At 28.6% G+C, this 24,661-nt stretch carries 22 protein-coding genes; 3 read left to right on the top strand and 19 right to left on the bottom strand.

The annotated features are described in order from the left end of the window. Positions 1-4: 4 nt before the first annotated feature. Together Q6H37_RS02830 and Q6H37_RS02825 are read right to left on the bottom strand one after the other, a co-directional pair. Positions 5-1,369 (bottom strand): aspartate aminotransferase family protein, encoded by a 1,365-nt coding sequence (locus tag Q6H37_RS02830; protein ID WP_318739071.1) that lies wholly within the window; start codon positions 1,367-1,369, stop codon positions 5-7. Between the two features lie 367 nt (positions 1,370-1,736). Further along, on the bottom strand, positions 1,737-3,404 hold the full coding sequence (locus tag Q6H37_RS02825) for a sigma-54 interaction domain-containing protein (protein ID WP_318739070.1): 1,668 nt from the start codon (positions 3,402-3,404) through the stop codon (positions 1,737-1,739). A 495-nt stretch (positions 3,405-3,899) separates the two neighbouring features. Here Q6H37_RS02825 and Q6H37_RS02820 point away from each other — a divergent pair, with 495 nt between their 5' ends. Further along, a complete protein-coding gene (locus Q6H37_RS02820; protein ID WP_318739069.1) occupies positions 3,900-5,015 on the top strand; it encodes a 4-hydroxybutyrate dehydrogenase in 1,116 nt (371 codons plus the stop codon). A 716-nt stretch (positions 5,016-5,731) separates the two neighbouring features. Here the strand turns inward: Q6H37_RS02820 and Q6H37_RS02815 are convergent. The 17 genes from Q6H37_RS02815 to Q6H37_RS02735 form a co-directional block, all read right to left on the bottom strand. Then, positions 5,732-7,093: a hypothetical protein gene (locus Q6H37_RS02815; RefSeq protein WP_318739068.1), complete on the bottom strand. Its 1,362-nt coding sequence runs from the start codon at positions 7,091-7,093 to the stop codon at positions 5,732-5,734. Positions 7,094-7,350: 257 nt separating this feature from the next. Beyond that, a complete protein-coding gene (locus tag Q6H37_RS02810) occupies positions 7,351-8,658 on the bottom strand; it encodes an acetyl-CoA hydrolase/transferase family protein (RefSeq protein WP_318739067.1) in 1,308 nt (435 codons plus the stop codon). A 111-nt stretch (positions 8,659-8,769) separates the two neighbouring features. Next, positions 8,770-9,033 carry a hypothetical protein gene (locus tag Q6H37_RS02805; protein ID WP_318739066.1) on the bottom strand — a complete coding sequence of 88 codons (264 nt, stop codon included), beginning with the start codon at positions 9,031-9,033 and terminating at the stop codon, positions 8,770-8,772. A 27-nt stretch (positions 9,034-9,060) separates the two neighbouring features. Beyond that, entirely contained in the window at positions 9,061-9,339 is a 279-nt protein-coding gene (locus Q6H37_RS02800) for a NifU family protein (protein WP_318739065.1), read from the bottom strand. A 50-nt stretch (positions 9,340-9,389) separates the two neighbouring features. Then, positions 9,390-10,841: a 4-hydroxyphenylacetate 3-hydroxylase family protein gene (locus Q6H37_RS02795; RefSeq protein WP_318739064.1), complete on the bottom strand. Its 1,452-nt coding sequence runs from the start codon at positions 10,839-10,841 to the stop codon at positions 9,390-9,392. 350 nt (positions 10,842-11,191) lie between these two features. Then, entirely contained in the window at positions 11,192-12,625 is a 1,434-nt protein-coding gene (locus Q6H37_RS02790; RefSeq protein WP_318739063.1) for a sigma-54 interaction domain-containing protein, read from the bottom strand. 183 nt (positions 12,626-12,808) lie between these two features. Then, complete coding sequence (locus tag Q6H37_RS02785) at positions 12,809-14,101, bottom strand: acyl-CoA reductase (protein WP_318739062.1); 1,293 nt, start codon at positions 14,099-14,101, stop codon at positions 12,809-12,811. Next, positions 14,098-15,210 carry an acyl-protein synthetase gene (locus tag Q6H37_RS02780; protein WP_318739061.1) on the bottom strand — a complete coding sequence of 371 codons (1,113 nt, stop codon included), beginning with the start codon at positions 15,208-15,210 and terminating at the stop codon, positions 14,098-14,100. The genes Q6H37_RS02785 and Q6H37_RS02780 overlap by 4 nt, the downstream gene beginning before the upstream one ends. Continuing rightward, positions 15,207-16,712, bottom strand: coding sequence for an AMP-binding protein (locus tag Q6H37_RS02775; RefSeq protein WP_318739060.1), 1,506 nt, complete (start codon positions 16,710-16,712; stop codon positions 15,207-15,209). The genes Q6H37_RS02780 and Q6H37_RS02775 overlap by 4 nt, the downstream gene beginning before the upstream one ends. Further along, positions 16,709-16,951 (bottom strand): acyl carrier protein, encoded by a 243-nt coding sequence (locus tag Q6H37_RS02770; protein WP_318739059.1) that lies wholly within the window; start codon positions 16,949-16,951, stop codon positions 16,709-16,711. The genes Q6H37_RS02775 and Q6H37_RS02770 overlap by 4 nt, the downstream gene beginning before the upstream one ends. Positions 16,952-17,270: 319 nt before the next feature. Further along, the gene (locus Q6H37_RS02765) at positions 17,271-18,119 is read right to left on the bottom strand and encodes a glycerophosphodiester phosphodiesterase (RefSeq protein WP_318739058.1); all 849 of its coding nucleotides are present in this window, start codon (positions 18,117-18,119) and stop codon (positions 17,271-17,273) included. 202 nt (positions 18,120-18,321) lie between these two features. Next, entirely contained in the window at positions 18,322-18,714 is a 393-nt protein-coding gene (locus Q6H37_RS02760; protein WP_318739057.1) for a FlxA-like family protein, read from the bottom strand. 17 nt (positions 18,715-18,731) lie between these two features. Beyond that, a complete protein-coding gene (locus Q6H37_RS02755) occupies positions 18,732-20,249 on the bottom strand; it encodes a histidine kinase dimerization/phospho-acceptor domain-containing protein (protein ID WP_318739056.1) in 1,518 nt (505 codons plus the stop codon). Continuing rightward, positions 20,246-20,923, bottom strand: coding sequence for a response regulator transcription factor (locus Q6H37_RS02750; protein ID WP_318739055.1), 678 nt, complete (start codon positions 20,921-20,923; stop codon positions 20,246-20,248). The genes Q6H37_RS02755 and Q6H37_RS02750 overlap by 4 nt, the downstream gene beginning before the upstream one ends. Positions 20,924-21,085: 162 nt before the next feature. After that, positions 21,086-22,018, bottom strand: a complete 933-nt coding sequence (gene galU / locus Q6H37_RS02745; RefSeq protein ID WP_318742910.1) for a UTP--glucose-1-phosphate uridylyltransferase GalU — start codon at positions 22,016-22,018, stop codon at positions 21,086-21,088. Between the two features lie 47 nt (positions 22,019-22,065). Then, positions 22,066-22,485 carry a GtrA family protein gene (locus Q6H37_RS02740; RefSeq protein ID WP_318739054.1) on the bottom strand — a complete coding sequence of 140 codons (420 nt, stop codon included), beginning with the start codon at positions 22,483-22,485 and terminating at the stop codon, positions 22,066-22,068. Next, positions 22,469-23,437: a glycosyltransferase family 2 protein gene (locus Q6H37_RS02735; protein ID WP_318739053.1), complete on the bottom strand. Its 969-nt coding sequence runs from the start codon at positions 23,435-23,437 to the stop codon at positions 22,469-22,471. The genes Q6H37_RS02740 and Q6H37_RS02735 overlap by 17 nt, the downstream gene beginning before the upstream one ends. 365 nt (positions 23,438-23,802) lie before the next feature. On the opposite strand from Q6H37_RS02735, the gene Q6H37_RS02730 reads away from it, so the two are divergent. Both Q6H37_RS02730 and Q6H37_RS02725 read left to right on the top strand, forming a co-directional pair. Further along, complete coding sequence (locus Q6H37_RS02730; protein WP_318739052.1) at positions 23,803-23,997, top strand: alpha/beta-type small acid-soluble spore protein; 195 nt, start codon at positions 23,803-23,805, stop codon at positions 23,995-23,997. A gap of 170 nt (positions 23,998-24,167) precedes the next feature. After that, positions 24,168-24,590 carry a YaaR family protein gene (locus tag Q6H37_RS02725; RefSeq protein ID WP_318739051.1) on the top strand — a complete coding sequence of 141 codons (423 nt, stop codon included), beginning with the start codon at positions 24,168-24,170 and terminating at the stop codon, positions 24,588-24,590. Positions 24,591-24,661 lie beyond the last annotated feature (71 nt).

The following is a 24,661-nucleotide window of genomic DNA, read 5'->3' as shown; positions in this document are numbered from 1 at the left end:
CTTATTATTTTACATTCAAATTCTTTACAATAGCTTTTTCAAATATTTCAAGACCTGCTTCAGTTTGCTCATCAGTCATGCAAAGTGGAGCTAATAATCTGATAACATTGCCTTTATTACCTGCATTTTCCATTACCAAACCCATTTGAGCTGCGTCATGGATTATTGCTTTAACTATTGCTGAATTTGCAGTCTTAGATGCCTTGTCAGTTACGAATTCGATACCAATCATTGAGCCAATACCTCTTACATCACCAACGACATCATATTTTTCTTTCCATTGGTTGTATCTTTCAGCTATTTTAGCACCAATATGACGTGCTTTTGCCGGAAAATCTTCTCTTTCCATGATTTCAATAACTTTTAATGCTGCTGCACAACCAAGTGCATTTCCTCCATAAGTACCACCTATTGTACCTGCTGGTACTTTATCAAATATTTCTTTTCTAGCAGTAACAGCACTCATTGGAATACCTTGTGCTATTGATTTAGCCATTGTTACGATATCTGCTGGACATCCTACTTCTGCCCAATATTCTGTAGTAAACATTCTTCCTGATCTAGCAAAACCACTTTGAACTTCATCAGCTACAAGTAATATGCCATATTTGTCACATATCTTTCTAACTGCTTTAACATATTCGATAGGAGCTGGAACGAATCCGCCTTCGCCTTGTACTGGCTCAAAAACTATAGCAGCACAATATTCAGCTGGAGTTGCTTCCATAAACATGTTTTCTAATTTAGCTATATAGTATTCGATAGCTTCTGATTCTGTCATTCCTTTTGGAGCTCTATATAAATATGGGAATTCACATCTATATACACCATCTGGGAAAGGCCCTTGGCCAATAGCATAACCTTTTTTAGCTGTCATAGCCATTGTGAAGTTTGTTCTTCCATGAAAAGCACCTGAAAAAACAATTATGTTTGGTCTTCCTGTATAAGCTTTAGCAATCTTTACGGCATTTTCATTAGCTTCTGATCCACTACAAACAAACATAGTGTTTCTAACATCGCCTTTTACTGGAACAATTTTATTTAATTTTTCTGCAAGCTTAACATATCCTTCATGAGAATATATATTGAACATTGCATGACAAAATTTTCCTGCCTGATCTTGTATAACCTTAACAACTTCAGGATTACTGTATCCAAGGTTAGTTACACCTACACCACCAACCCAATCAAGGAATACGTTTCCATCTGGATCTTCAAACATTGCACCTTCTGCTTTAGCCATAACAGCTGGATAACTGCAGCCAATTGCTTTTGCACATGCCACTGCTCTTCTATCTATGATATCTTGTCCTTTAGGTCCTGGAACCGTTTTAGTGATAATTTTAGGTAATTCATTTCCTAATGTCATTTTCTAAATCCTCCTTAAATCTCCATATACTTTTATAATCCAAAGGAAAGTTAATATGAGATAAATAAATTCAAAGTTACTATATCCGCCAATGTATATTTATTTTGCAAATACATGCAGCATAATTTTTTGTTAAATTTCAAATAATATATTTTGAATGCATTCGGAAATCTATATTAGCAAAACTTATGCCAAAAAATAAATAGGCTGTTACACTAAGAATAAATTTCTTAATGCAACAGTGCTATTTTAATAATTGTCATAAATATAGTTCAATAATATAATTCAATTTTGAATAATTTTTCTGCTTATAGTTAATTATCATACATGTTACAGTAATTATTCACTTATAACTCTTGATATTCATTTATGAATATTTACGTACATATTTTTTTATTTTTCTTACTGCTGTAGCCTGACTTATTCCTAAAGCTTTTGCAACTCCCACAGTAGTCTTGTACTTTTCAAAAGCTTTTACTATAATATCTTTTTCATAGTTATCAAGATCTTCTTGAAGTGTATTTTTTTGTTGACCATTCATTTCTTTATGTGAATTTTTAATATTGTCTGGTAAAAATTCTTCAGTAATAAGATCACCTTCTGAAATCAATAAAGTTCTTTCAATCATATTTTCTAATTCTCTTATGTTTCCAATCCACTCATAGTTAATTAAACTATTCATTGCACAATGAGATAGTTTTTTATTTAAATTGTATTTTTTATTAAATTTTTCCATAAAGTACGAAATTAAAGCGATTATATCCTCTTTTCTTCTTCTAAGAGCTGGAATATGGATACTTACCACATTTAATCTATAAAATAAATCTTCTCTAAATTTCCTCTGTCTAATTAAATCTTTTAGATCTCTATTTGTTGCTGTAATGAGGCGAAAATTTACTTTAATAGCTTTTCTTCCTCCAATCCTATTAAAGGTTTTATCTTGAATTACTTTAAGAAGTTTTACTTGTAAGTTTAAAGACATTTCAGCAATTTCATCCAAAAAAAGTGTTCCGTTTTGAGCCGATTCTATTAATCCCAATTTTCCTTCCTTTTTTGCTCCAGTAAACGAACCACCTTCATATCCAAATAATTCTGATTCTAAAAGATTTTCTGGTATAGCACCACAATTCACTTCAACAAAAGGTGCTTTATTTCTTCTACTAATGTTGTGAATTAACTTAGCAAAATAACTCTTTCCAACTCCAGATTCTCCAGTGATAATAACATTTACATCAAAATCTGCTATCTTAGTAATAAGTTTAAATATTTTTTGCATCTCTTTGCTTTTTCCAACTACATTAGGAAAATTTATTTTCTTACTTTCTAAAGATTTTAGATTTCTCATATATATTTCAGCGTTTTTTTCTAAAGCTCCAATTTGTTTTTTTATTTTATACAAATCTGTAATATCATAGGAAAAACAGATAACTCTAGAAATATTTTGTGTGTTATCTTTAATCGGAAGTGCAGTTACTAAAATTTCACGATTTAGCCTGTTTTTTTGAAGCATAGTAACCCTTTGCCCTGTTTTTAAAACTTTACAAGTAGCTGAAGGATAGAATACACCTGACTTTTCCAATTCAAAAACACTTTTACCTAACAATTCTTCACTCTTTACATTGTAAAATTTTTCAAAAAATCGACTAATATTTAAAATAATACCTTTTTCATCTGTTGCAATAATGTCTATATTATTTTTAATAGGTTCTAAAAGCACATTATTGCTTTTGTTTTTTATAGTTTCAACTAGAGCCATACTTATATCTTGTATTATTATAATTTTATATTCAGAAGAATCATCAAATTTTAAACAATAGAAAGAAATTAAATTTTCATTTTCTCCAATTATATAAATATCCTTCAAATATTCTTCAAAATCTTTTTTTGAAACATATTTAAGCATATTTTCTAAATTTTTTTGAATAGAAATATTATTTTTTAATATTTCATATGCTTTTTCATTAGGTATCATATGCTGTTCTGTAGTCTTATAAAGTATCGCTGGAATAGATATTGATTTTATTAAATCGTTCAACTTAAAACCCCCTATTTGTTAATTTCACTTTTACAGGGGATAAAATGTAAAGAACACTTGTATTAAAAAAGTCTCTCTTAAAAGTAATTTTATGATTTTGCCGCGGCTGCTGAAGCTTATTTAAATTTAAAAAAATATCATGAACAAGAGATAAAGGATGATTATTTATGTTAAATTATTCAACATAAATAATATTTTTCCTTCCCAATATTAACTTATTTATTTTATTAATAATTTCATAATTTGTTTATCACCATTAAAAAATACAATGTATTCAAAAATGAATATAAATTTTATTTGTGAATAATAGTTAATAATCTAAGACTTTAATTCCCTTATCACTTAATAATGTACCTTAAATAAGCATACTAAATATATTCAAAAGTGAATTTTAAAAAAACTACATTTCTTAAAACTAAATACATTTTTTTGGCAAGAAATTTGCTGATAATAATCAATAAAATTAAAATATAAACAAACAAGGAGTGTTATACTATGAAATTGCTTAAAATAAAACCGGAAATTCACAATTTTAATAATTGTAAAGATTTTGCAGAATATTTTAAAATAGGACAGGGAGATTTTATATTAACTAATGACTTTATATATACACCATTCATGGGATCTTTTAATCTAAAAGCAGATGTTATATTTCAAGAAAAGTATGGTTCGGGAGAACCTTCTGATGAAATGATTAATGCTATCATGAAAACTATGGAAGGAAAAAATTATAAGAGAATTATAGCTATAGGCGGTGGAACCGTTATAGATATATGTAAATTACTTTCTTTAAAAAGTGCAAAAACTACATTAGATTTATTTGAAAAAAAAGTTCCTATAATCAAGGATAAAGAACTTATAATTGTTCCTACAACTTGTGGTACAGGCTCTGAAGTTACAAATGTTTCTATAGCTGAAATAAAAGAAAAACATACAAAAATGGGACTTGCAGTAGATGAATTATATGCAGATTATGCTGTTTTAATTCCTGAACTTGTAAAAGGCCTCCCTTATAAATTTTTCATAGCAAGTTCCATAGATGCCTTAATTCATGCTATAGAATCTTACGTTTCACCAAAAGCTAATGTTTATACAGAATTATATAGTGTAAAAGCTATTGAATTGATTTTAAAAGGATACATGTCAATTATTAAGAAAGGCGAAAACTATAGACTTGAAATTCTTGAAGATTTTGTTATAGGAAGCAATTATGCTGGTATAGCTTTTGGTAATGCAGGTGTAGGTGCTGTACATGCTTTATCCTATCCACTAGGCGGAAGTTACCACATTCCTCATGGTGAAGCAAATTATCAAATGTTTATTGAGGTATTTAAAACATATAATAAGAAGGACCCAAATGGAAAAATTAAAGAACTAAATAAGCTTATAGCCGATATACTAGGCTGTAATATATCAAATGTATATGAAAATTTATCAGAAATTTTAGACAAATTACTATCGAGAAAACCATTAAGAGAATATGGAATGAAAAAAGTAGAAATAGAAACTTTCACTGATAGTGTGATAGCAGGTCAGCAAAGATTATTGGTAAATAATTACGTTCCAATTTCAAGAGAAGACATGATACAAATATATAGTAACTTATACTAATACAATTAGACTTTATTTACTTTAACACTGTAGGTCATATATAACACCATTATTTATCTTGTATTGATGATAATGCTGATGATCTTGTAAGCTAAATAATGGTGTTACTGTTCATTGTCATTTGAGTTTAAAAGTAGATATAGAATCAGATAAATTTCGAGCAAGTATAAAAAAATAAGGCTTAACAAAAATATAACCTTATTAAACAAATATAATATCTAAATTTTTTAATACAAGTCTTTTTACAAACAAAAAACTATCTAAATCTATGATTATTTCTTTTTCTTTAAAAAGGCTTAATTTCGATGACTGTACATATATTTTAAAACTAAATTTATTTTCAACTTCTATATAGGAACTTGGTGATAGTTTTTCATGAGGAAACTTTAAAACTATTGAAGGTGTATAGTATATCCTACTATTACCACATCCTCATCCTGCATTAGTTTGCCCTGGAATTAATTGTATTAGAATACCACTTATTTTTAACTTTTTTAAATAATTTAAAGCTTTTTCTGTAATTATAACTTCCATTACTCTTACCTCCAAGCTTACATTGTACTGTATATTATAGTTGTACTAATTAATTTTATAACATTAATAAGAAAATTTTTATATGAGAATCTATGGAAATCATTAATTGTAGTTATAAGTATAGTTATAGTTATAAAATATAATTAGTACAATTTATAAAAAAATAGGATGTCTAAATAAAACTAAGCACTTTCTTCTTTAAAAACACTAACATCATATTCTTTTTTATTTCCAAGTAATATTAATCCACATAATACTATGCCTACTCCAAGTCCCCAAGCTGCTCCTTTTGCTATAATTACAGCTGCCATAATTCCTGCAATTCCAAGGTCATTCATAGTACGTGCCTTTAATACGCCTATTCTAACTGAAACATACCCTTGTATCAACATTGTTAAAGCCATTGCTATATTAAGTATAGGAGTAACAAGTGTAACTATAGGTAGAAGGAAGTATCCAGTTAAAGTACCAAATCTAAATGAAGCTGCTCCTCCATTTATAGAGTCCATAGCTTTTCTACCATGTTTATACCTATCGCAGACAACAACCTGCATTGCTGCCCAAAGTGGTCCACACATTGTTATATCAGGTCCTATAACTGACATTATTACATTACGTAATCCAAATATTAAGTGAGTCCTATTAGGGTTATAATCTATAATTTCATCTTTACGCACTTTTGCTGCATCTTCTAATAATGCTTGTGCTTGAATCATTTCACCAAATAGTATTATGTATGCTGAGAAAACCATAGGAATAGCATTTACAAACATCTTAAATGGTGGAAAACCTATACTCCAAAATGTCCATTTACTCCAAAGTTCACCATAGGCTGGTTGAGAAAGCCCCCATTTAATAGTAGGAACTATAGTTTCACCTACAATAGGTCCTATAATTACTGCTAATATCATAACAGGTAAAACACCTAAATTAGAAATTGTTTGAAGTAGTTTGTTCTTGTTTCTAATACTCTTAAATTGGTTTGAAAATAACAGATAGAATCCCAAACCTATACATATGGTAATAGTCCAAGGATAATTTTCGAATTTTCCACCTTTCCCAAATACAGTATTTACTGCTGCTAATCCAGCTCCTAATATTATTCCAGCCTGCATAGCATTTGGAACAAGTAAAATTACCTTTTTACCAAGTCCAGTAATACCTAAAAAAGCAGCTAATATACCTAGACTCATTTCAAATGCAATCAAAGCTTGAACTCTTTGTGGTCCCATTGGATAAGTACTAACATATAACATCAAAAGTGGTATAGCTGGTGTAACCCATCCTGGTACAACAGGATCACCTAAAAATACATGAGCACAATACAATATTCCATTAAGAGTAACAATAGCCAAAGCAACATTGAATGGCATTCCCAAATACTGCTGAAGCATAGGAATTGCTGCAAGACATACTGCACACATTAAAAGTCCTTGAATATAATCTGATATTTCAAATTTATAATGAATTCCTGGTATACGTATTTTGAAAGGACCTGCCGATGTATATGGTTGTTCTTTTCCATCTTCTCTTTTCATGGCCATATAAATTTCTCCTTTACTAATTTATTTTTTGAGTAATTATATAATATAAAACTATTAATATTTATTATTAAAACGTTTTCAGTCTGTAAAGCAATATTGACAAAGAAATACTAACTAACTAATATATTATTTGTGGACTAAAATCCTTATCTTTTAAGTCCATATAAAATCATTTATCATAAGTAAAGGCTAGGTAATGGTCAGTACTAACCTTTACTTATATGAATTAAAAAACTTATTTTTAACCTTTAAAAATATTAGTTTTGAAAGTTGCATTTAAATCTAGTTTCATATTCTTTTATTAATCCCTCTCTGAAATCTGGATGTGCAATATTTATTAGTTCTTTAGCTCTCTGCTTTAAAGTTTTTCCTTTAAGCCTTGCAACACCATATTCAGTTATAATATAATCTACGTCATTTCTTGAAGTAGTAACTGCTGCACCTTCATCCAATAATGGAACTATTCTAGATACTTTTCCTTTAGCTGCTGTTGATGGTATAGCAATAATTGATTTTCCATCCTTAGCCATACTAGCTCCCCTTATAAAATCAATTTGTCCACCTACTCCACTTATTTGCTTCATTCCTATGCTCTCTGAACATACTTGTCCCATTAAATCTACCTGAACACATGAATTTATTGAAACCATCTTATAATTTTTCATTATAACTGTAGGATCATTTACATAACTTACAGGATAAGTTTCTACCATAGGATTATCATTTATAAAATCATATAGCCTCTTTGTACCCATCAAGAAAGTTACAACTATTTTTCCTGGATGAAGCGTTTTCTTTTTGTTAGTAATTACCCCTGCTTCTACCAGTTCAACTACACCATCAGATATCATTTCTGAATGTATTCCTAAATCTTTTTTATCCTTTAAAAACAATAGTACTGCATCTGGAATAGCACCTATACCCAACTGTAATGTAGATCCATCCTCAACTAATGATGCACAATATTTTCCTATAGCTTTTTCTACTTCTCCTATCCTAGGTGGATTCAACTCTATTATTGGATGTGAAGTTTCAACTATATAATCTATATCTGACACATGTATAAATGAATCACCCATAGTCCTAGGCATATTTTCATTTACCTCTGCAATTACAATGTTGGCACAATCTGCTGCTGGTTTAGTATAATCATTAGATACTCCAAAACTGCAATATCCATGTTCATCAGGCTTACTTACTTGAATTAAAGCAACATCTACAGGCATGTATCGATCTTTAAATAATTTTGGTACTTCATAAAAGAAACATGGTGTATAATCAGCTCTACCTGAATTAACAGCATCTCTAGTACTAGAACCTACAAATATTGAATTATGCTTGAAGTATTTCTCCATTCCTTCTTTTGCATACTCACCCTTTCCCATTGCTACCATATGAACTATTTCTACATTTTTATAATTTTCTTTATTTTCAACTAATGCATCAATAAGTTCAGAAGGTTCTCCAACAGCATGGCCTACAACTACTCTGCTGTTAGATTTTATTTTAGAAACAGCTTCTTTAGCACTAGCTAACTTACTTTTATATACGTCCTTCCAACTCATGAAAATCATCCTCTCTATATATTTGAATTTAACTTCGACAAACAATATATGCACCTTTGCAGCAAACATACAATATCAATAGAAATAACTATTGTTTACCGAATCTAAAATCTAAATTAAATATTTATTTAAAATATTTTTGACCATGGAATAATCATCTTTGCATGTGACTAATATTTTTTCAAATTTAAATTTAAGTTCATAATGATTGGCACAGCAACTTGTACAACCACATAAAACTATAATCATATCATAAATTTTATCTAATTTAGCTATTTCAAAATCATAATTGAAATCTTTCTTTAATAAACATAGAAATTCTTTCCTATTATATTTAGCATTGCATCCTCCACAATACTTAACCCCTATATTCAAGTTATATCACCCTGCATACTTTTTTACTTAACATTTCCTACTTAATATTTTTCTTGCCATATCTAAAGTTTCTTCACTGAGACTATCTACAAGTTCTACCTTATTAATTTCAGGAATTTCTTCTCTTAATGAACTTTCTACTATATCCTGAACAGTGTATTTTGCAGAAATACAACCACTGCATTGTCCTAAAAGTCTAACCTTAACTATCCCATCTTTCACTTCTAGAACTTGAATATCTCCATTGTGTCCATTCAAATACGGTCTTACTTTTTTATCAATTACTTTTAATATTTTTTCATTCATAATTGCATCACCTTATTTTTAAGGGGGGTGTATAAATACACCCCAAATTTTTATTTGATTCTAGCTATAGCTTTTGCTAATTCTTTCTTTTTACCTAAATTTCCTTGTCTTGAGATCATTATTCTTTGAGCTTGTGGTGAACCTGCACCATGCATTGATTCAGTTCTATAACCTACTGCTGCTGTACCAAGACATAGATTTTCAAGTAATCTTAATACCTTCATTCTGTCTTCTACCGGTACAGATGCCACTCCTACTAAATATTTTTCTACATATTTTCCAACAACAGGACTGTGGTAATCTTTTTCAGATGGCATAGTAACCATAAGTCCACCTGCTATATCTTCTGCCAATCTTACTATTTCATATGGGAATCTTGTTACATTTTGCTTACATACATTAGCTAATAATAAATCTATTTGATAATTTCCTGCTTTTGTTGGATATCCTTCAGCTGAACATGCAATTCCACAAGCATATAATGTTTCATTCAAGTGCATCATTTCTATTAACTTGTCCTTTATGTGTGATGCTTTTGCAGCTCCATTATAATCAGCAGCAAGTGCAGCAGCTCCTATTAATACATCACCAACTCCAACTTTGCATCCACCATAACTTTGTCTATGATATCCTGCAAATCTTTCAACTAACATTCCTGCAAATTCAGTTTCACCATTTAAGAAAATTCTATCATTTGGTACAAATACATCATCAAATACTGTTAGAGCTTCTACTCCTCCAAATTCTTTGTTGCCTACATCTATATCTGTATCTTTTTCAATTTTTCTAGTATCACATGATTGTCTACCAACTATCATTGTTATTCCTTTTGTGTCTGTTGGTACTGCAAATGCTACTGCATAATCCTTATCTTCTGGTCTCATTGCAATAGTTGGCATTACTAAAACTTCATGAGAATTACATATACCTGTTTGGTGTGCTTTTGCTCCTCTTACTACAATACCATCTGGTCTTCTTTCAACAACTCTTAAATATAAATCTGGATCAACTTGTTTGCTTGGTGATAAACCTCTATCTCCTTTTGGATCTGTCATAGCTCCATCTACAGTTAAATCGTTTTCTTGAACATACTGTAAAAACTTTTTAAAGTTCTCATGATATTTTGTATTATGTTCCTTATCTATTTCATAAGTAGTACTAAATGTTGCATTAAAAGCATCCATACCAACACATCTTTGGAAACATGCTGCAGTTTTTTGTCCACATAATCTTTGCATTTTAACTTTCTTTACTAGATCTTCTGCACTTTGGTGTAAATGAGTAAATCTGTTTATTTTTTCTCCTGTAAGACTTGATTTTGTAGTCATTAAATCTTCATACTCAGGTAATTGTGCTAAATCGTAAGTCATTTTTACTGAATTAAGTGATGGACGAAGTATTGGATTATCCACTGGATTATCTATTTTTTCTCCTAATAAATAAACTTGTAACTTTAGCTTTCTCAAACTTTCTACATATTGCTCTCCTGTCATTAAAGCCATTTAAAATCATTCCTTTCATATTTTAAAATATATTTTTTATTTTCTTGCTTATATATTTAGCAATTATAATGCCAACTTTTTCACAAAGCACAAATAATTTTCATAAAAATAATGTAGTAAAAGTTGAAAACTAAGGTTTTATCTCTTTATTTCACTGCTTTTATACCTAAAATTAAAGGTGTAATTTATTAAAATTAATAAATTACACCTTTAAAATAGTATTTTTCATACAAAATATTAACGTAAACATTTTCAATCAAATTAATATAAAATCAGAAAATTGTTGCATTATCTCATCAATAATTTAACAAATGGCTATTTTCAATGCATGTGTAAAATTGCATCGAAATTTACTTTTGCAACATTGATTTTTTCTTATATTTTATCCTTTTCCTTACAAAAGTAGATGGATCTATACCTAATTCTTTAGCTGCTTCTCTAACATTTCCATGTTTTTCAAAAGCATCCTTCATAAATTTAATCTCTAAATTCTCAATTGCCTCCTTTAAAGTGTAATTTCTATCACTAATATCAAACCCTACACTATTGTCCTTTATTGGCAAGTCACTTCTAATTATCTTGTTATCAGAACTCATAATTACAACTCTTTCTATTATATTTTTTAGTTCTCTAACATTTCCTGGCCATTTATATTTTTTCAACTGTTGCATAGCGCCTTCTGTAATACTTTTATTGAAATTGTACTTTTTATTAAACTTATTAAGGAAATATACTATCAAAGGTTCAATATCATTTTTTCTTTCCCTAAGAGGTATAATTGTAATAGGTACAACATTTAATCTATAGTATAAATCATCTCTGAAAGTTTTTTTACTTACCATAGCTTCTAAATTTCTATTAGTAGCAGCAATAACTCTCACATCAACTTTAATAGTTCTTATTGCACCTACCCTCTTAATTTCACCTTCTTGAAGTACTCTAAGTAGTTTTACCTGCATATCTAATGGTAATTCTCCTACTTCATCTAAAAAAATAGTACCTCCATCAGCCAATTCAAAAAGACCAATTTTTCCTTCTTTATTTGCACCTGTAAAAGCCCCTTTTTCATATCCAAAAAGCTCTGATTCTATAAGATTCTCAGGTATGGCACCACAATTTACCTTTATGAAACCCTTATTACTTCTGGTACTATTTTTATGTATGTATTTAGATATTTCCTCTTTTCCTACACCAGTTTCTCCAAGTAAAAGCACTGTAGTGTCCACACCTGCAACCTTTTTACACATGGCTAAAATTTTCAACATATTTTCATCTTCAGCAACAATATCTGAAAAGTTCAAAAGCTGTCTTCTCATTGCTTCTACTTGAGAATAATATTTTTGTGCCAGGTTTTCTTTTTTTTCTAATTGTTCCTTTAATTCATATAAATCTGTAACGTCTCTTACATTAGTAACAACCATAACTATATTAGCTTCTTCATCAAAAATAGGGTTACTGGAAACCAATACTTTCTTTCCTGTTTTAAATTTTTGTTCAATTGTTATACCTTTCCTGCTGTCTAATACCATAAGTGTAGCTGATTTTGATATGTAACCGTTTTTCTCAATGTCCATCATATTGTTCCATAGCATTTCTTCTTTTTTCATTCCTGTAATTTTTTCATAGGCACTGTTTAAGAATATAGTGTTTGCTTGTCCATCTGTTATGTATATACCATCATAAGAGCATTCAATTATATTATACAAACTCTTTATTCTTAGCTTTAAAGTTTCCTCATCACCATTTAGCAACTCACTGAAATTTAATAAATCCCTGTTTTCCATAGAATTACCCACCTTCCATTTCGTTAAGAAAACTATAATTAATGATATTATACTACAACCTTCCCGTAAATGTCATAATTATTAAAATTAACAAAATTTTTTATCACAAAATTAAAAAGAACCATACATAAATTAAAGTTTAAAACTTTAATTTTGCATAGTTCATTATGAATTACAATCCTTCTAATTAGTATTAACTACACACCATCTTACAAGTTCATTTACTACAAAATATCCATCCCATGGATAATCATATATATTCATCAATCCAACCTCTACAATTCTATCTACTCCCAAAGGTGTTACAAGTTCTCCAAGTTGTAACATTTTATTTTTATCTTCGCAAGCTACACCTATGGTTTGTATCCTATTTGTAATTAGGTTTTTTATATCAAATATACTTTCTATTTCTTTTACAAACAAACATCTTCCACCTAAAGGTTCTTCCAATTTTATCTCACTATTTATTAAAATTGTATAATTAAGACCTTTGCTGCAATATAAATTCTTATTAAGACTAAGACTATATTGTCCTCTTTTATTTATAATTTTTGCAGAAGTACTTTCATCTAAAATATTAGGATATCTCTTATCTAATTTTTCAAAACTTCTGCATAACTTTCTTATAGTTTCATTTAAAGGTATTTTACTTCTTTCTATAAACAGCACTTGAGGCGATGTACATGCCTTTTGTTCAAAAACAGCCACATCTCTTACAAACTTATCCATATAATTACTGCAATCTTTGCTTTCTATTACACTTTTATCAAAAACAGCAAAAGAATATTTAGGTCCAAAAACAATATCTTTGCAGGTAGTTTTTTTCTGTAAACTGCTAATAGACTTTACTGCTTCTTCTCCTCCCCACATTATTCTTACATCAGCTGCCCTGGACATATTTTCATTTAACAATTTATCACTACTGTCAAAGTATACAAGAGAAATATTTTTCAATATATCTTTTGAAAAATATTTCTTAAAATTATATTCTATTTCTATATCTTTCAGAAGCTCCATGAGTTTTAACACTAACTCAATGTTAGCTTTAGGAACTCTTACAATATTAGAGTTTTTAGCTATTATTGCTTGAAAAAGTGAATAAAACATAAGTGTAGGTACATTTCCTGCTATCCAATGACAAGCAATTCCTCGTCCTTGCGCTTTAATAAACTTACCATTTCCCTTGTCAATAAATTTATCTAAATAACATTTGTCTCCCAAGCTATCACTTATCAATTTATCAATGTTCTTTCTTTTAAAATAGAAAGAAAGAAATGCTGCTCCCTCTATTTTTAGAATATCTTTATTTAAACATATTCGTTTATTATATTCATCCAGAAGCAAAATAATAGCTTCTATTGGTATCTCTCTTAATAAACCCAAATTATTTTTTAGCGAAGAATATATAGTATATAAGTTATTAAATTTTATTCCTTCATTATATATTTTGCCATTTAATGAATAACAAGTTATCATTTAATATTTTCCCTTTCTGCAAAAGTATCTCCACATCCTCTAGTTTCAGCTTTCTCTACTCTAGACTTGAACTTAAAGTATTTACCTTTTCTTCCACACTTGCAACTGTCTATACCAACTAATTCTCCTATATCTTCCGTTAGAATAGCTTGAGACGGATAGCTTGATCCTAAAATGCTCATAACTTCTATAATTCCCTGTTCACCAGGTTTAACTTCCTCTAAACTATTAATATCTCTTATTATAACCTCTGCAAAATCCGGAACATGCTTATGTCCATATTCACAATCTATAAAAACAACTCCTACTTGTTCTACCATTCCATAGAAATCTATTATATTTTCCATGCTAGTACCAAATACTTTTGCTGTTCTTCTCATAAATTCTTCTTTTTGAACCTTTTCAGAATTAAGCTTTTTCCAACCTCCACTATGTAAAAGCTTTAAGTTTGGTAAGGATAAAGTAATTCCTTTTTCTTCTAAAACCTTCACAAATTTAGACCATATTATATAAGTAAAACCATATACTAAAATTTCTTCATCTTTATAAGTGATTTCAAATTCTTTAAGCTTATCTATATTTAATTTTAAATTATCTTCATACCTTTCCATTACATAAGTTATTTTACTGGCAAAACTGCTTACACCTCTTATGGCTGCACCCCTAGCAGTCAAAACCCCACTTTGTCCATTTATATTCTTGTCATCTATAATGAGCATAGGTCTCCTTTTTGTTCCTAAAAAACTTACCAAAGTAGATATTAATCCTTGAGTTTGATGTAAAGATGTAGTTTTATCTAAATATATCTTACTAGGCTTCCCAGTTGTTGTGGCACTAGAATTTAATATTCTTATTACATCTTCCTTAGAACAAATCGAAAGATCAAACTCTTTAAACATATTAACAGGTATAAATGGAACTTCTTCTAATTTAGAAATTTTAGAAATATCTATTCCACTCTTTCTATACATAGCTCTTAAGTTAGGGTTTATATTAAAATTTTTTAATTGTTCTTTTATAATTTTTAATAACTTTTCTTCTTTTTCATTCTGAGGTATTTTAAATTGGCTAGCTAACACAATATCCTCTATAAAATCTTTGTTAATCATAACACTGCATCTCCTGTTTTTTCCCTATCTTTTAAAGCTTTTAATAATACTTTTCCAGAAGAGTTTTTAGGCAGTGCATCCAAAAATTCCACATATTTAGGAACCTTACATTTTGGCAATTTATTTTTACAATAATCAACTATATATTTTAAATCCATACTAATTTCTTTTGATTTTAATACTACAAAAGCCTTTACTACTTCTCCTAAAACATCATCCTCTACTCCTATAACTGCACATTCTACTACTTCTGGTATCTGAACTATTAAGTTTTCGATTTCTTTAGGACTTATTCTGTTTCCGCCGCTTTTTATTATATTTTTTTCCCTTGATACTATATATACATATCCATCTTCATCAACAGTGGCTAAATCTCCTGTGTAAAGCAATCCTTCCTTTATAACTTTTTTAGTCTCTTCTCTGTCATTAAAATACCCTTTCATTATATTTCCACCTTTAGCTACTACTTCTCCTACTTCACCAGATTTAACTTCTTCACCATTTTTATTTAAAACCTTAATCTCTGTTCCTGGAATCCCTTTACCAATAGACCCCAGTTTGCTTTTAATTTTAGAAGGTGGAAGATATGATAATCTTGCTGTAGCTTCGGTTTGTCCATACATAATGTAGATATCCACATTCTTAAGTGTATCACTTAGTTCTTTTATAAAAACTTCTGGCAACCTTCCTCCAGCCTGAGTTATATATCTTAATGAAGGGAATTTACATTCTTTAAGATTTGTCATTCGGAGCAGTATTTGATAAGTACTTGGAACACCTGCAAAACCAGTACATTTATACTGATTTATATGCTCTATCACACTTTGAGGAAACATAAATTTATTATTTATTACTACAGTACCACCACATCTAAAATGTGTATTAAGCAAAGAAGTTCCATAGCAATAATAAAAAGGAAGCACAACCTCTATAATATCTTTTTCTGTTAAATTTAAGTAGTCTATTATAGATTCAGTATTATACATCAAGTTGTAATGTGTAAGCATTACACCCTTAGGCTTATCTGTAGATCCTGAAGTAAACATAATTACTGATGTATCTTCCTTTATATCAATGTTATTGTTTACATTTAACACTCTATCAAATTTAATAGCTTCTAAATCTTTCTCAGTATAAAGTTCAACATCATCATTAATTATATTCTGTATTTTAGCTCTATACTTTTTCTGTACAAAAACTAACTTTATTTTTAATATCCCAATAATATATTTTATGTCTTCATTAGACATTACAGGATTTATAGGTACGCAAACACTTCCATTTTTAATAATTCCAAAATAAATTGTTATAAAAAATTGACAGTTATCAGATACTATAAGTACACTATCTTTCTTATTATATTTTTTTTCAACTAATAGATTTGTTACACAATTTATACTCTTATATATTTCTCTATAGCTTATTTTTATTCCTTTATCACATATTACTGCTATTTTTTCTAAGTTGAAGGACTTTTGAAAAACATAATCTGTAAAGGTCATATTTCAACACCATATTTTTTTAGTATTTTTTTTACATCACCTATAGTATACATTTTCGATATGTCAACTACTTCAAGGCTAATCCCAAATCCTTCTTCTATACCGTTTACAAGCTCTACATGAGCCAAAGAGTCCCAATCCTCTATTTCATCTGGTCCCATTTCATCCGTTACTTTCTCTATATTCTTTATACTTAATGCATCAGAAATTATTCTGTTAAACTTTTCTAAATTATTCATAAGAATTACCTCCTAATTATTTGTACATTTTTATAGAAGTATATACGCAATTTTTATACCACAATAATTTTATTTTCCAATACTGCTAAATTAGCAAATATATCAACATATAATTTATAGAAATTTAGCATTCAAAATTGTTTCTGATGCATTATTGCAATTTTATTTTTACTTAACGTTAACTTTATAGCTAAATACTAAATAATCTCTGTATTTAAAAGCATTTACAAATTTCCGTTGATAATATGCATTATGTTTCTATTTTGCACGAATAACTAAAAAATTTAATTTTTTTAAGAGTTATGTTAATATAAAAATATTACATTAACATAGCTCTTAATTTTTCTGGGTAGTCTGTAATAATACCATCTACACCCATTTTTATGAATTTATTCATATCATTAATATTATCTACTGTCCAAACATGAATTTTTTTATTTCTCCTATGTACTTTATCTATTAACTCCTTGTCAACTTTAGCATTATAAATACTGTAAAAATCTACATCTTTTAACTTGAATATATCATCACTGTTGGAGCAAGTTATATATCCTATTTGAATTTTGGGATTTAATTTTTTTACCTTTTGCAAAACTTTGTAATCAAATGAACATACTATTGAATTATCTATAGCATTATTATCTTCAATAATCTTAACTACTCTTTCTGGTAAATTAACATCATTTCCATAAGATTTTATTTCTATGTCTAATTTTATTTTTCCTTTAGTTTTCTTTACCACTTCATCTAATGTAGGAATTTTCTCTTCTTTAAATTTTTTAAAATTATTCCCATAAACACTTAATTCTTCGATATTTTTATAATTAGTTTCTTCAACATTTTTATTTAATTTAGAAATTCTTTTCAAATTTTTATCATGCATTAATACAACTACACCATCCTTAGTCTGTTGTACATCCAATTCTGCATAATCAGCTTTATCTTCTACTGAGCATAAAATAGAACTTACTGTATTTTCAGGAGCACGTCTGCTGCTTCCTCTATGAGCTATTATTTTAACTGGAATATCAGTTACATAAATTCCGCTGCTCTTACTCTTTTGCTGTGAAGCTAATTTAAAGCCTGCCAATAGAGATAAGAGAAAAATAACTATTATACTAGTAATCATTAATATTTCACTTTTTCTATTAATACAATTTGTTTTCATATAATTTAGTCCCCTCTATTTTTAACAAACAATTTACATTTTAATTATATAATACCACCAACATATTATATTAATCTTACATAATTCTTAAGAATATCTTAATTTTATTTACATTAACTTTACATTTCAAAATGAATATAAAAATAAAAGGGGTAAAATTACCCCTTTTACATATAAATAAAACTTTATTATAATGCATTAATTAAGCATATACATCTATTATATTATTATTATTGCTATTACTATTTGATTCATTATTCATACTTTGTATTGATTCTGCCTGACTGTTAGATGTTTCAGCTGATTTACTTACCTGTTGTGTTTGCTGTGCTTGCTCTGCCTGTTGAATTTGAGCTTCAATCTCTTCCAATTCAGCCTGCAATGCTTGAATTTTTTGTTGTTTTATATCTGAACTGTCATTACTTGAATTTTCTTGCTGTATTTGCTGCTCAATACTAGATCTTTGTTGTTCAAGACTACTTATGCTGCTACTTGAGCTGCTGCTAGCACTGCTACTACTGCTGCTAGCTTTTTTTGATGATAAATTTGATATTGCTGAATGTGATGACATTGATGAAATTGCTGAAATACTCATAATATATTCCCCCCATTTTAATTGTTATTATTTATGTCTTTTACTTTATCTATCTCAAACCAAAAATTCACACCATGTTCAACATTTTCTACACCATAAGCATTCTTATGAAGATCTTGAATAGCTTTTACTATAGAAAGCCCTAATCCATATCCACCATAGGCTCTTGTTCTTGCTTTATCCACTTTATAAAAGCTATTCCATAGCTTTTTAAGTGAATCTTCTGGTATATGCTTTCCAGTATTAAATACATTCACCCTTACTTTATTACTATCAATGCTGTTGGTTATTTTTATAATTCTATTTTCATCTACATGATTGATAGCATTGTTTATATAATTTGTAAGTACTTGTTCAATTCTTACCATGTCTCCATAGACAATACAACTTTCACCAAAAAGTTCTGTCTCTACTTTAACATTTTTTTCTGTAAATATGGATTTGTACTTAGTAAGCACATAATTTATTAAGTGTGTTATATCAAATTCACTTTTGTCAATTTGAAAATATCCTGATTCAATTTGAGATAAGTTTAGTAAGTCTCTTACCAATTTATTCATTTTGATTGTTTCTTGCATAATAACATCACAATAAAAATTTCTGTCTTCTTCACTTTCATTTACATTGCTAATAAGACCTTCTGCATATCCTTGTATTAAAGATAATGGTGTTCTTAATTCATGAGAAACACTGGATATAAATTCTTTTCTCATTTCATCTATTTTTCTCTCTTTTTCAATATCTTCTTCTAGTTTTTGATTCTTTTCATTTAATTCGGTAATTGCTGTATCCAATTCTTCTGAAAGGTAATTAACACTTTGTCCTAATTGTCCAATTTCATCATTACCACTTATACTACATTTTTGACTAAAATCAAATTTAGCCATATTTCGCGCAATATTATTTACTTCTAATATTGGCTTTGTAAATTTTCTTGAAAATAAGTACGCTCCTATACTACCTAAAAGTACTATTATAGAACCTATTATTATAACAAATCTATTTGCAATATCTACACTTTCTTTTATAGAAACTAGTGGTACTCTTATAGCCATTATATCTCCATTACTAAGCTTTGTTACAAGAGTAAGAAACTCTATTTTCATTTGAACATCCGTTCTATTTTCAAAGATATATTTACCTACCGGATACTCTTTTACTTTTACATTATAATCATCCATATTATGTGGTTTATCTGGTGGAGGTTTTAATTGAACATTATTATTTACATTGTTCATGCTTTTTTCTTCTGGTGGTCTTCTTGCAGACATATAAATTACCTTGCCATTTTTATCTCTTATATCAATATTACTCCCAGTTATATTAGCTGTTCTATCCAATTCATTTTGTATGCCGCTTATATTTCCTTTGTACATACTTACTAAGGTCTGAGCATTTTCTTGAAGTATATTTTTCTTCTTATTTATATAATATTTTTCAAGATACATACTATTTAATATCCATAAAAGGGAAATAAAACATATTAATAACAATGTTATGAACATAAATAATTTTGCTCTTATAGATTTAATCATTTTTCTACCTCAAATCTATAGCCATAACCCCGCACCGTTTGTACATAGTTACTTTTTGAATCTAATTTTATTCTTAATCTATTTATATGAGTATCTACAGTTCTTAAATCTCCGTAATAATCATATCCCCATACTTTATCTAATATCTGTTCTCTACTTACAGCCTTACCGTAATTCTCAGTAAGGTACATTAATAAATCATATTCTTTAGGACTTAAATCAATTGGACAATCATCAATATTAACTTCATGAGCATTCTCGTCAATAATTAATCCATTAAACTCCTTAGTTTTACTATCTACTGGAACAGCTCTTCTTAACACGGCATTTACTCTTGCCATCAATATATTGGGACTAAATGGTTTTGCAATATATTCATCTGCTCCTATATCAAAACCAAAAAGTTCATCAAATTCCTCTCCTCTTGCAGTTAGCATTATAATAGGTGTACTAGATTTCTTTCTTATTTCCCTACATACAGTCCATCCATCGTATTCAGGTAGCATCACATCAAGAATTACTAAATCTATATCTTTTTCAGATGAAAATACGTCTAAAGCCTTTCGACCATCTTCTGCTTCAAGGATGGTATACCCTTCTCTTTTCAAAAAATCTGTTACAAGTTTTCTTATTAACGGTTCGTCATCAACTACTAGTATTTTCTTATTACTCATAAATATTCCTCCGTGAAAAACTACTATGTTTATTATAAAACACTTTTGTTACAATTCTGTCACAAGTCTACTTATTATTCAATATATTTCATATAACTATATCTAATTTTATAATCTAAAAAGCGGTTAGTATTACTTATATCCTAACCACTTATAACACTTTTATTTAGCCAAAGCCATTTTTCTGGATTCTAACTTATGATAGATTTCTTCATGTATTTTAGCATTATTTGCACCCTTTATTCCTAAAAGATATGAAAGTAAATCTTCCTTTAATTCATCTCGTTTTAAAGCATATTCTATATTAGCTTTTAAAAATCCTAACTTATCTCCAACATCATATCTTATTCCTTCAAATGAATAAGCATATATAGATTCTTGTTTTGATAATTCTTTTAGCGCATCTGTAAGCTGTATTTCTCCACCTTTGCCTGGTTTAGTTCTTTCTAGTATTCCAAATATCTCAGGTGTTATAATGTATCTTCCAAGAATGGCAATATTTGATGGTGCTTCTTCTACTTTAGGTTTTTCTATCATATTGTTAACTTTATAAATCTTATTTTCAATTTCCATTCCATTAACAATACCATATTTAGATACTTGAGACTTATTAACCGGTTGTACTCCTAAAACAGAAGTTTTATATTTATCATAGCAATTCATTAATTGTTTAAGACACGGAACTTTGCTATCAACTATATCATCACCTAACATTACAGCGAATGGCTCATCTCCTACAAAATTTCTAGCACGGCTTATAGCATGACCTAAACCCTTAGGTTCTTTCTGACGTATATAATAAATATCAGCCATATTACTTATATCTTTAACTACCTTTAGTAATTCACCCTTATTGCTATTTTGTAGTTCATCCTCAAGTTCAACAGATTTATCAAAGTGATCCTCTATTGCTCTTTTGTTTCTCCCTGTAATTATTAATATTTCTTCAATTCCTGAAGCAACAGCTTCTTCAACTATATATTGAATAGCAGGTTTATCTACTATTGGCATCATTTCTTTAGGTTGAGCTTTAGTTGCTGGTAAAAATCTTGTTCCTAATCCAGCAGCCGGAATTATTGCTTTTCTTACCTTCATAATAATCATTCCCTTCTCTATCTTTTTCTTCATTCTCCATTTCCCCCTTAGTTGAACACCCACAGCTTATATGCAATAAAATTTGTTATTTGAGCTATAAATGTTACAACTATTTTTGCTACATATACATTGAAATTAAAATCTTTTACTAAAAATTTCATAAATATTAGTGTAATAGCAAGCGACATTATATTAACTATAATAAATTGAAACAATTCATGATAAACCTTTTTATTAGATTTACCTCCTTGAAATGTCCATTTCTTATTAAATACAAAGCTATTTACAACGCCAAAACTATATCCCAACACCTGACTTAAAGTGTAACTTACTCCAATCAAACCTTGAAATATTGTAAATACTATAAAATCTATAAGGGTATTTGATATACCTACTAAAGAAAACCTGCTTAAAGATTTAAATTTTCCATCAAAAACATAATTCGTTATATTAGCAACTAATTTCATATCTCTTATCAACTCTCTTATAATTTATTGTGCTATCTATTATATATATAGGTCTTCCTTTACTTTCATCAAAAATTCTTCCAATATACTGACCCATTATGCCTATACAACCAAGTACTAAACCAAACATAGTTACATTTATTGATAAAATTAGTGGTAAACTTACTATATTTCTTCCATTAATGAACTGATTTATAATAACACCAATAGTTGAAAATATTCCAGCTATAAAAGTTAATACACCAAGATATCCTGAAATAACTAGTGGTTTATAAGACAAAGAAGTTATACCATCTAAGGCTAATTTCATCATCTTTTTTAAAGGATATTTAGTTTCTCCAGCAAATCTCTCCTGTCTTACGAATTCAACACAAGTTTGTTTGTAACCTACCCAGCTGACTAAACCTCTTACATATCTATTTTTTTCAGGAAGTGATATTAAAGCATCACATACTTTTCTATCTATAAGCCTGAAGTCTCCTGTATCTACTGGAATATCTATAGTTGTCATACTTTTTAGTAATCTATAAAATGCTTTTGCTGTAAATTTCTTAAAAAATGTTTCTCCTTCTCTTTTAGCTCTTTTGCCATAAACAACTTCATAACCTTCCTTCCATTTTTTAATCATCTCTAAAATAACTTCTGGAGGATCTTGAAGATCTGCATCTATTACAACAATAGCAGCTCCTAAAGCCATATCCATTCCTGCAGTTATAGCAGCCTGATGACCAAAGTTTCGTGAAAAATTAATAAGCTTTATTCTTCCATCATTTCTGCATATATCTTTTACTATATCAACTGTTTTATCTTTGCTTCCATCATTAACAAATAAAATTTCATAATTTTCTTTTGTGCTATCCATAACTGATTTTAATCTCCTATAAGTTTCCTGAACAACAAGCTCCTCATTATATAGTGGCACCACTATAGAATACATTATTTTATTATTCATTTAATTCACCTCAATTATTAATATATTTTTTAATATGTTCAACTCAAGTTATCTCTTTCTTTGAATCTATATGCTTATTGTAGTCTTCTATTATTACAGTTTAGTTACAACTTAAATACAATTTCATTAATATTTATTAAAAAAAGTGTTTATATAATTTGCATAAAAAGTTGTGCTAAAAACAACCATTTTATTTATCACTTTCTCTTAAAATACTCAGAATATAAAGCTAAAGTATAATTTTAAGGAAAGTAGAAAATACTTCATGTTTTACATCTATTTTAATAGCGTAATAATTTTAAAACTGTACAAACTTTTAATAGAATCCAAAAAATATTATAGAGATTCAAAAGGAGGAATTTATTATGGCAAGTAGAGGTAATAGAGTATTAGTTCCAGAAGCAAAGGATGGATTAAACAAATTTAAAATGGAATCAGCTAATGAAGTAGGCGTAAATCTAAAACAAGGATACAATGGAGATTTGACTTCAAGAGAAGCTGGATCAGTAGGCGGAAACATGGTTAAAAAGATGGTAGAAGCTTACGAAAAAGGTTTATAATTCAATATAACTAAAGATAAGGACTTTGTTCTAATTTTTGAACAAAGTCCTTATTTAATTTTATTAAATAATTTTTGTGGTTTTACAAAAATTACGATATAATGGATATAAATTAAATCGTTAGTCTTTGAAGTATATATTTATTTGAAATTTTATTTGGAGGTAATTTTATGGAAATATCTAGACTAGGCAGACCTTCTACAGTTACTACTGAAAAAAAGACTACATCAATGAAAAAAGATTTTTCCCAAAGCTTTAATTCTCAGAGGGAACAAAAATCTGAAGAGCAACTTAAGGAAATGTTTGATAGTATAAAGAAAAAGGGAAATAGACTTGCTATAACAAAATGCTATTCAGACGTTAAAGCTTATAAGAGAATGATTAAGGACTATCTTAGTTCCATATTAAACTATATGTACAGCGTAAAAAAGGATATAAGTTTTTGGCAAACACAGTATTTTATAACAGTAGAAACTATAGATAACAAATTAGAAGAACTTACTCAAATGCTTATGAGCGAACAAAAAGATAATTTAGATGTAGCAGCTACCATTGATGATATTACAGGGTTAATGGTAGACATTTACAAATAAACTAAAAGAATTACACTTAATAAAAGCATACATATTTATCTAATTTAAAAGGCTGTACCATATGGTACAGC

It is taken from the genome of Clostridium sp. JS66 (assembly GCF_033561535.1).
GTDB lineage: Bacteria > Bacillota > Clostridia > Clostridiales > Clostridiaceae > Clostridium_AM > Clostridium_AM carboxidivorans.
Note: the sequence above shows the minus strand (reverse complement) of the source record. Positions and strands in the feature narration are given on the sequence as shown.

Bases quoted from the DNA above. Each gene is read 5' to 3' on its own strand.
- Q6H37_RS02830 (WP_318739071.1), bottom strand. From the start codon at position 1,369: ATGACATTAGGAAATGAATTACCTAAAATTATCACTAAAACGGTTCCA.
- Q6H37_RS02735 (WP_318739053.1), bottom strand. From the start codon at position 23,437: ATGAATAATAAAATAATGTATTCTATAGTGGTGCCACTATATAATGAG.
- Q6H37_RS02770 (WP_318739059.1), bottom strand. From the start codon at position 16,951: ATGAATAATTTAGAAAAGTTTAACAGAATAATTTCTGATGCATTAAGT.
- Q6H37_RS02765 (WP_318739058.1), bottom strand. From the start codon at position 18,119: ATGAAAACAAATTGTATTAATAGAAAAAGTGAAATATTAATGATTACT.
- galU (WP_318742910.1), bottom strand. From the start codon at position 22,018: ATGAAGGTAAGAAAAGCAATAATTCCGGCTGCTGGATTAGGAACAAGA.
- Q6H37_RS02790 (WP_318739063.1), bottom strand. From the start codon at position 12,625: ATGGAAAACAGGGATTTATTAAATTTCAGTGAGTTGCTAAATGGTGAT.
- Q6H37_RS02725 (WP_318739051.1), top strand. From the start codon at position 24,168: ATGGAAATATCTAGACTAGGCAGACCTTCTACAGTTACTACTGAAAAA.
- Q6H37_RS02740 (WP_318739054.1), bottom strand. From the start codon at position 22,485: ATGAAATTAGTTGCTAATATAACGAATTATGTTTTTGATGGAAAATTT.
- Q6H37_RS02755 (WP_318739056.1), bottom strand. From the start codon at position 20,249: ATGATTAAATCTATAAGAGCAAAATTATTTATGTTCATAACATTGTTA.
- Q6H37_RS02775 (WP_318739060.1), bottom strand. From the start codon at position 16,712: ATGACCTTTACAGATTATGTTTTTCAAAAGTCCTTCAACTTAGAAAAA.
- Q6H37_RS02795 (WP_318739064.1), bottom strand. From the start codon at position 10,841: ATGGCTTTAATGACAGGAGAGCAATATGTAGAAAGTTTGAGAAAGCTA.
- Q6H37_RS02785 (WP_318739062.1), bottom strand. From the start codon at position 14,101: ATGATAACTTGTTATTCATTAAATGGCAAAATATATAATGAAGGAATA.
- Q6H37_RS02800 (WP_318739065.1), bottom strand. From the start codon at position 9,339: ATGAATGAAAAAATATTAAAAGTAATTGATAAAAAAGTAAGACCGTAT.
- Q6H37_RS02760 (WP_318739057.1), bottom strand. From the start codon at position 18,714: ATGAGTATTTCAGCAATTTCATCAATGTCATCACATTCAGCAATATCA.
- Q6H37_RS02730 (WP_318739052.1), top strand. From the start codon at position 23,803: ATGGCAAGTAGAGGTAATAGAGTATTAGTTCCAGAAGCAAAGGATGGA.
- Q6H37_RS02810 (WP_318739067.1), bottom strand. From the start codon at position 8,658: ATGAGTTGGAAGGACGTATATAAAAGTAAGTTAGCTAGTGCTAAAGAA.
- Q6H37_RS02780 (WP_318739061.1), bottom strand. From the start codon at position 15,210: ATGATTAACAAAGATTTTATAGAGGATATTGTGTTAGCTAGCCAATTT.
- Q6H37_RS02750 (WP_318739055.1), bottom strand. From the start codon at position 20,923: ATGAGTAATAAGAAAATACTAGTAGTTGATGACGAACCGTTAATAAGA.
- Q6H37_RS02815 (WP_318739068.1), bottom strand. From the start codon at position 7,093: ATGGCCATGAAAAGAGAAGATGGAAAAGAACAACCATATACATCGGCA.
- Q6H37_RS02820 (WP_318739069.1), top strand. From the start codon at position 3,900: ATGAAATTGCTTAAAATAAAACCGGAAATTCACAATTTTAATAATTGT.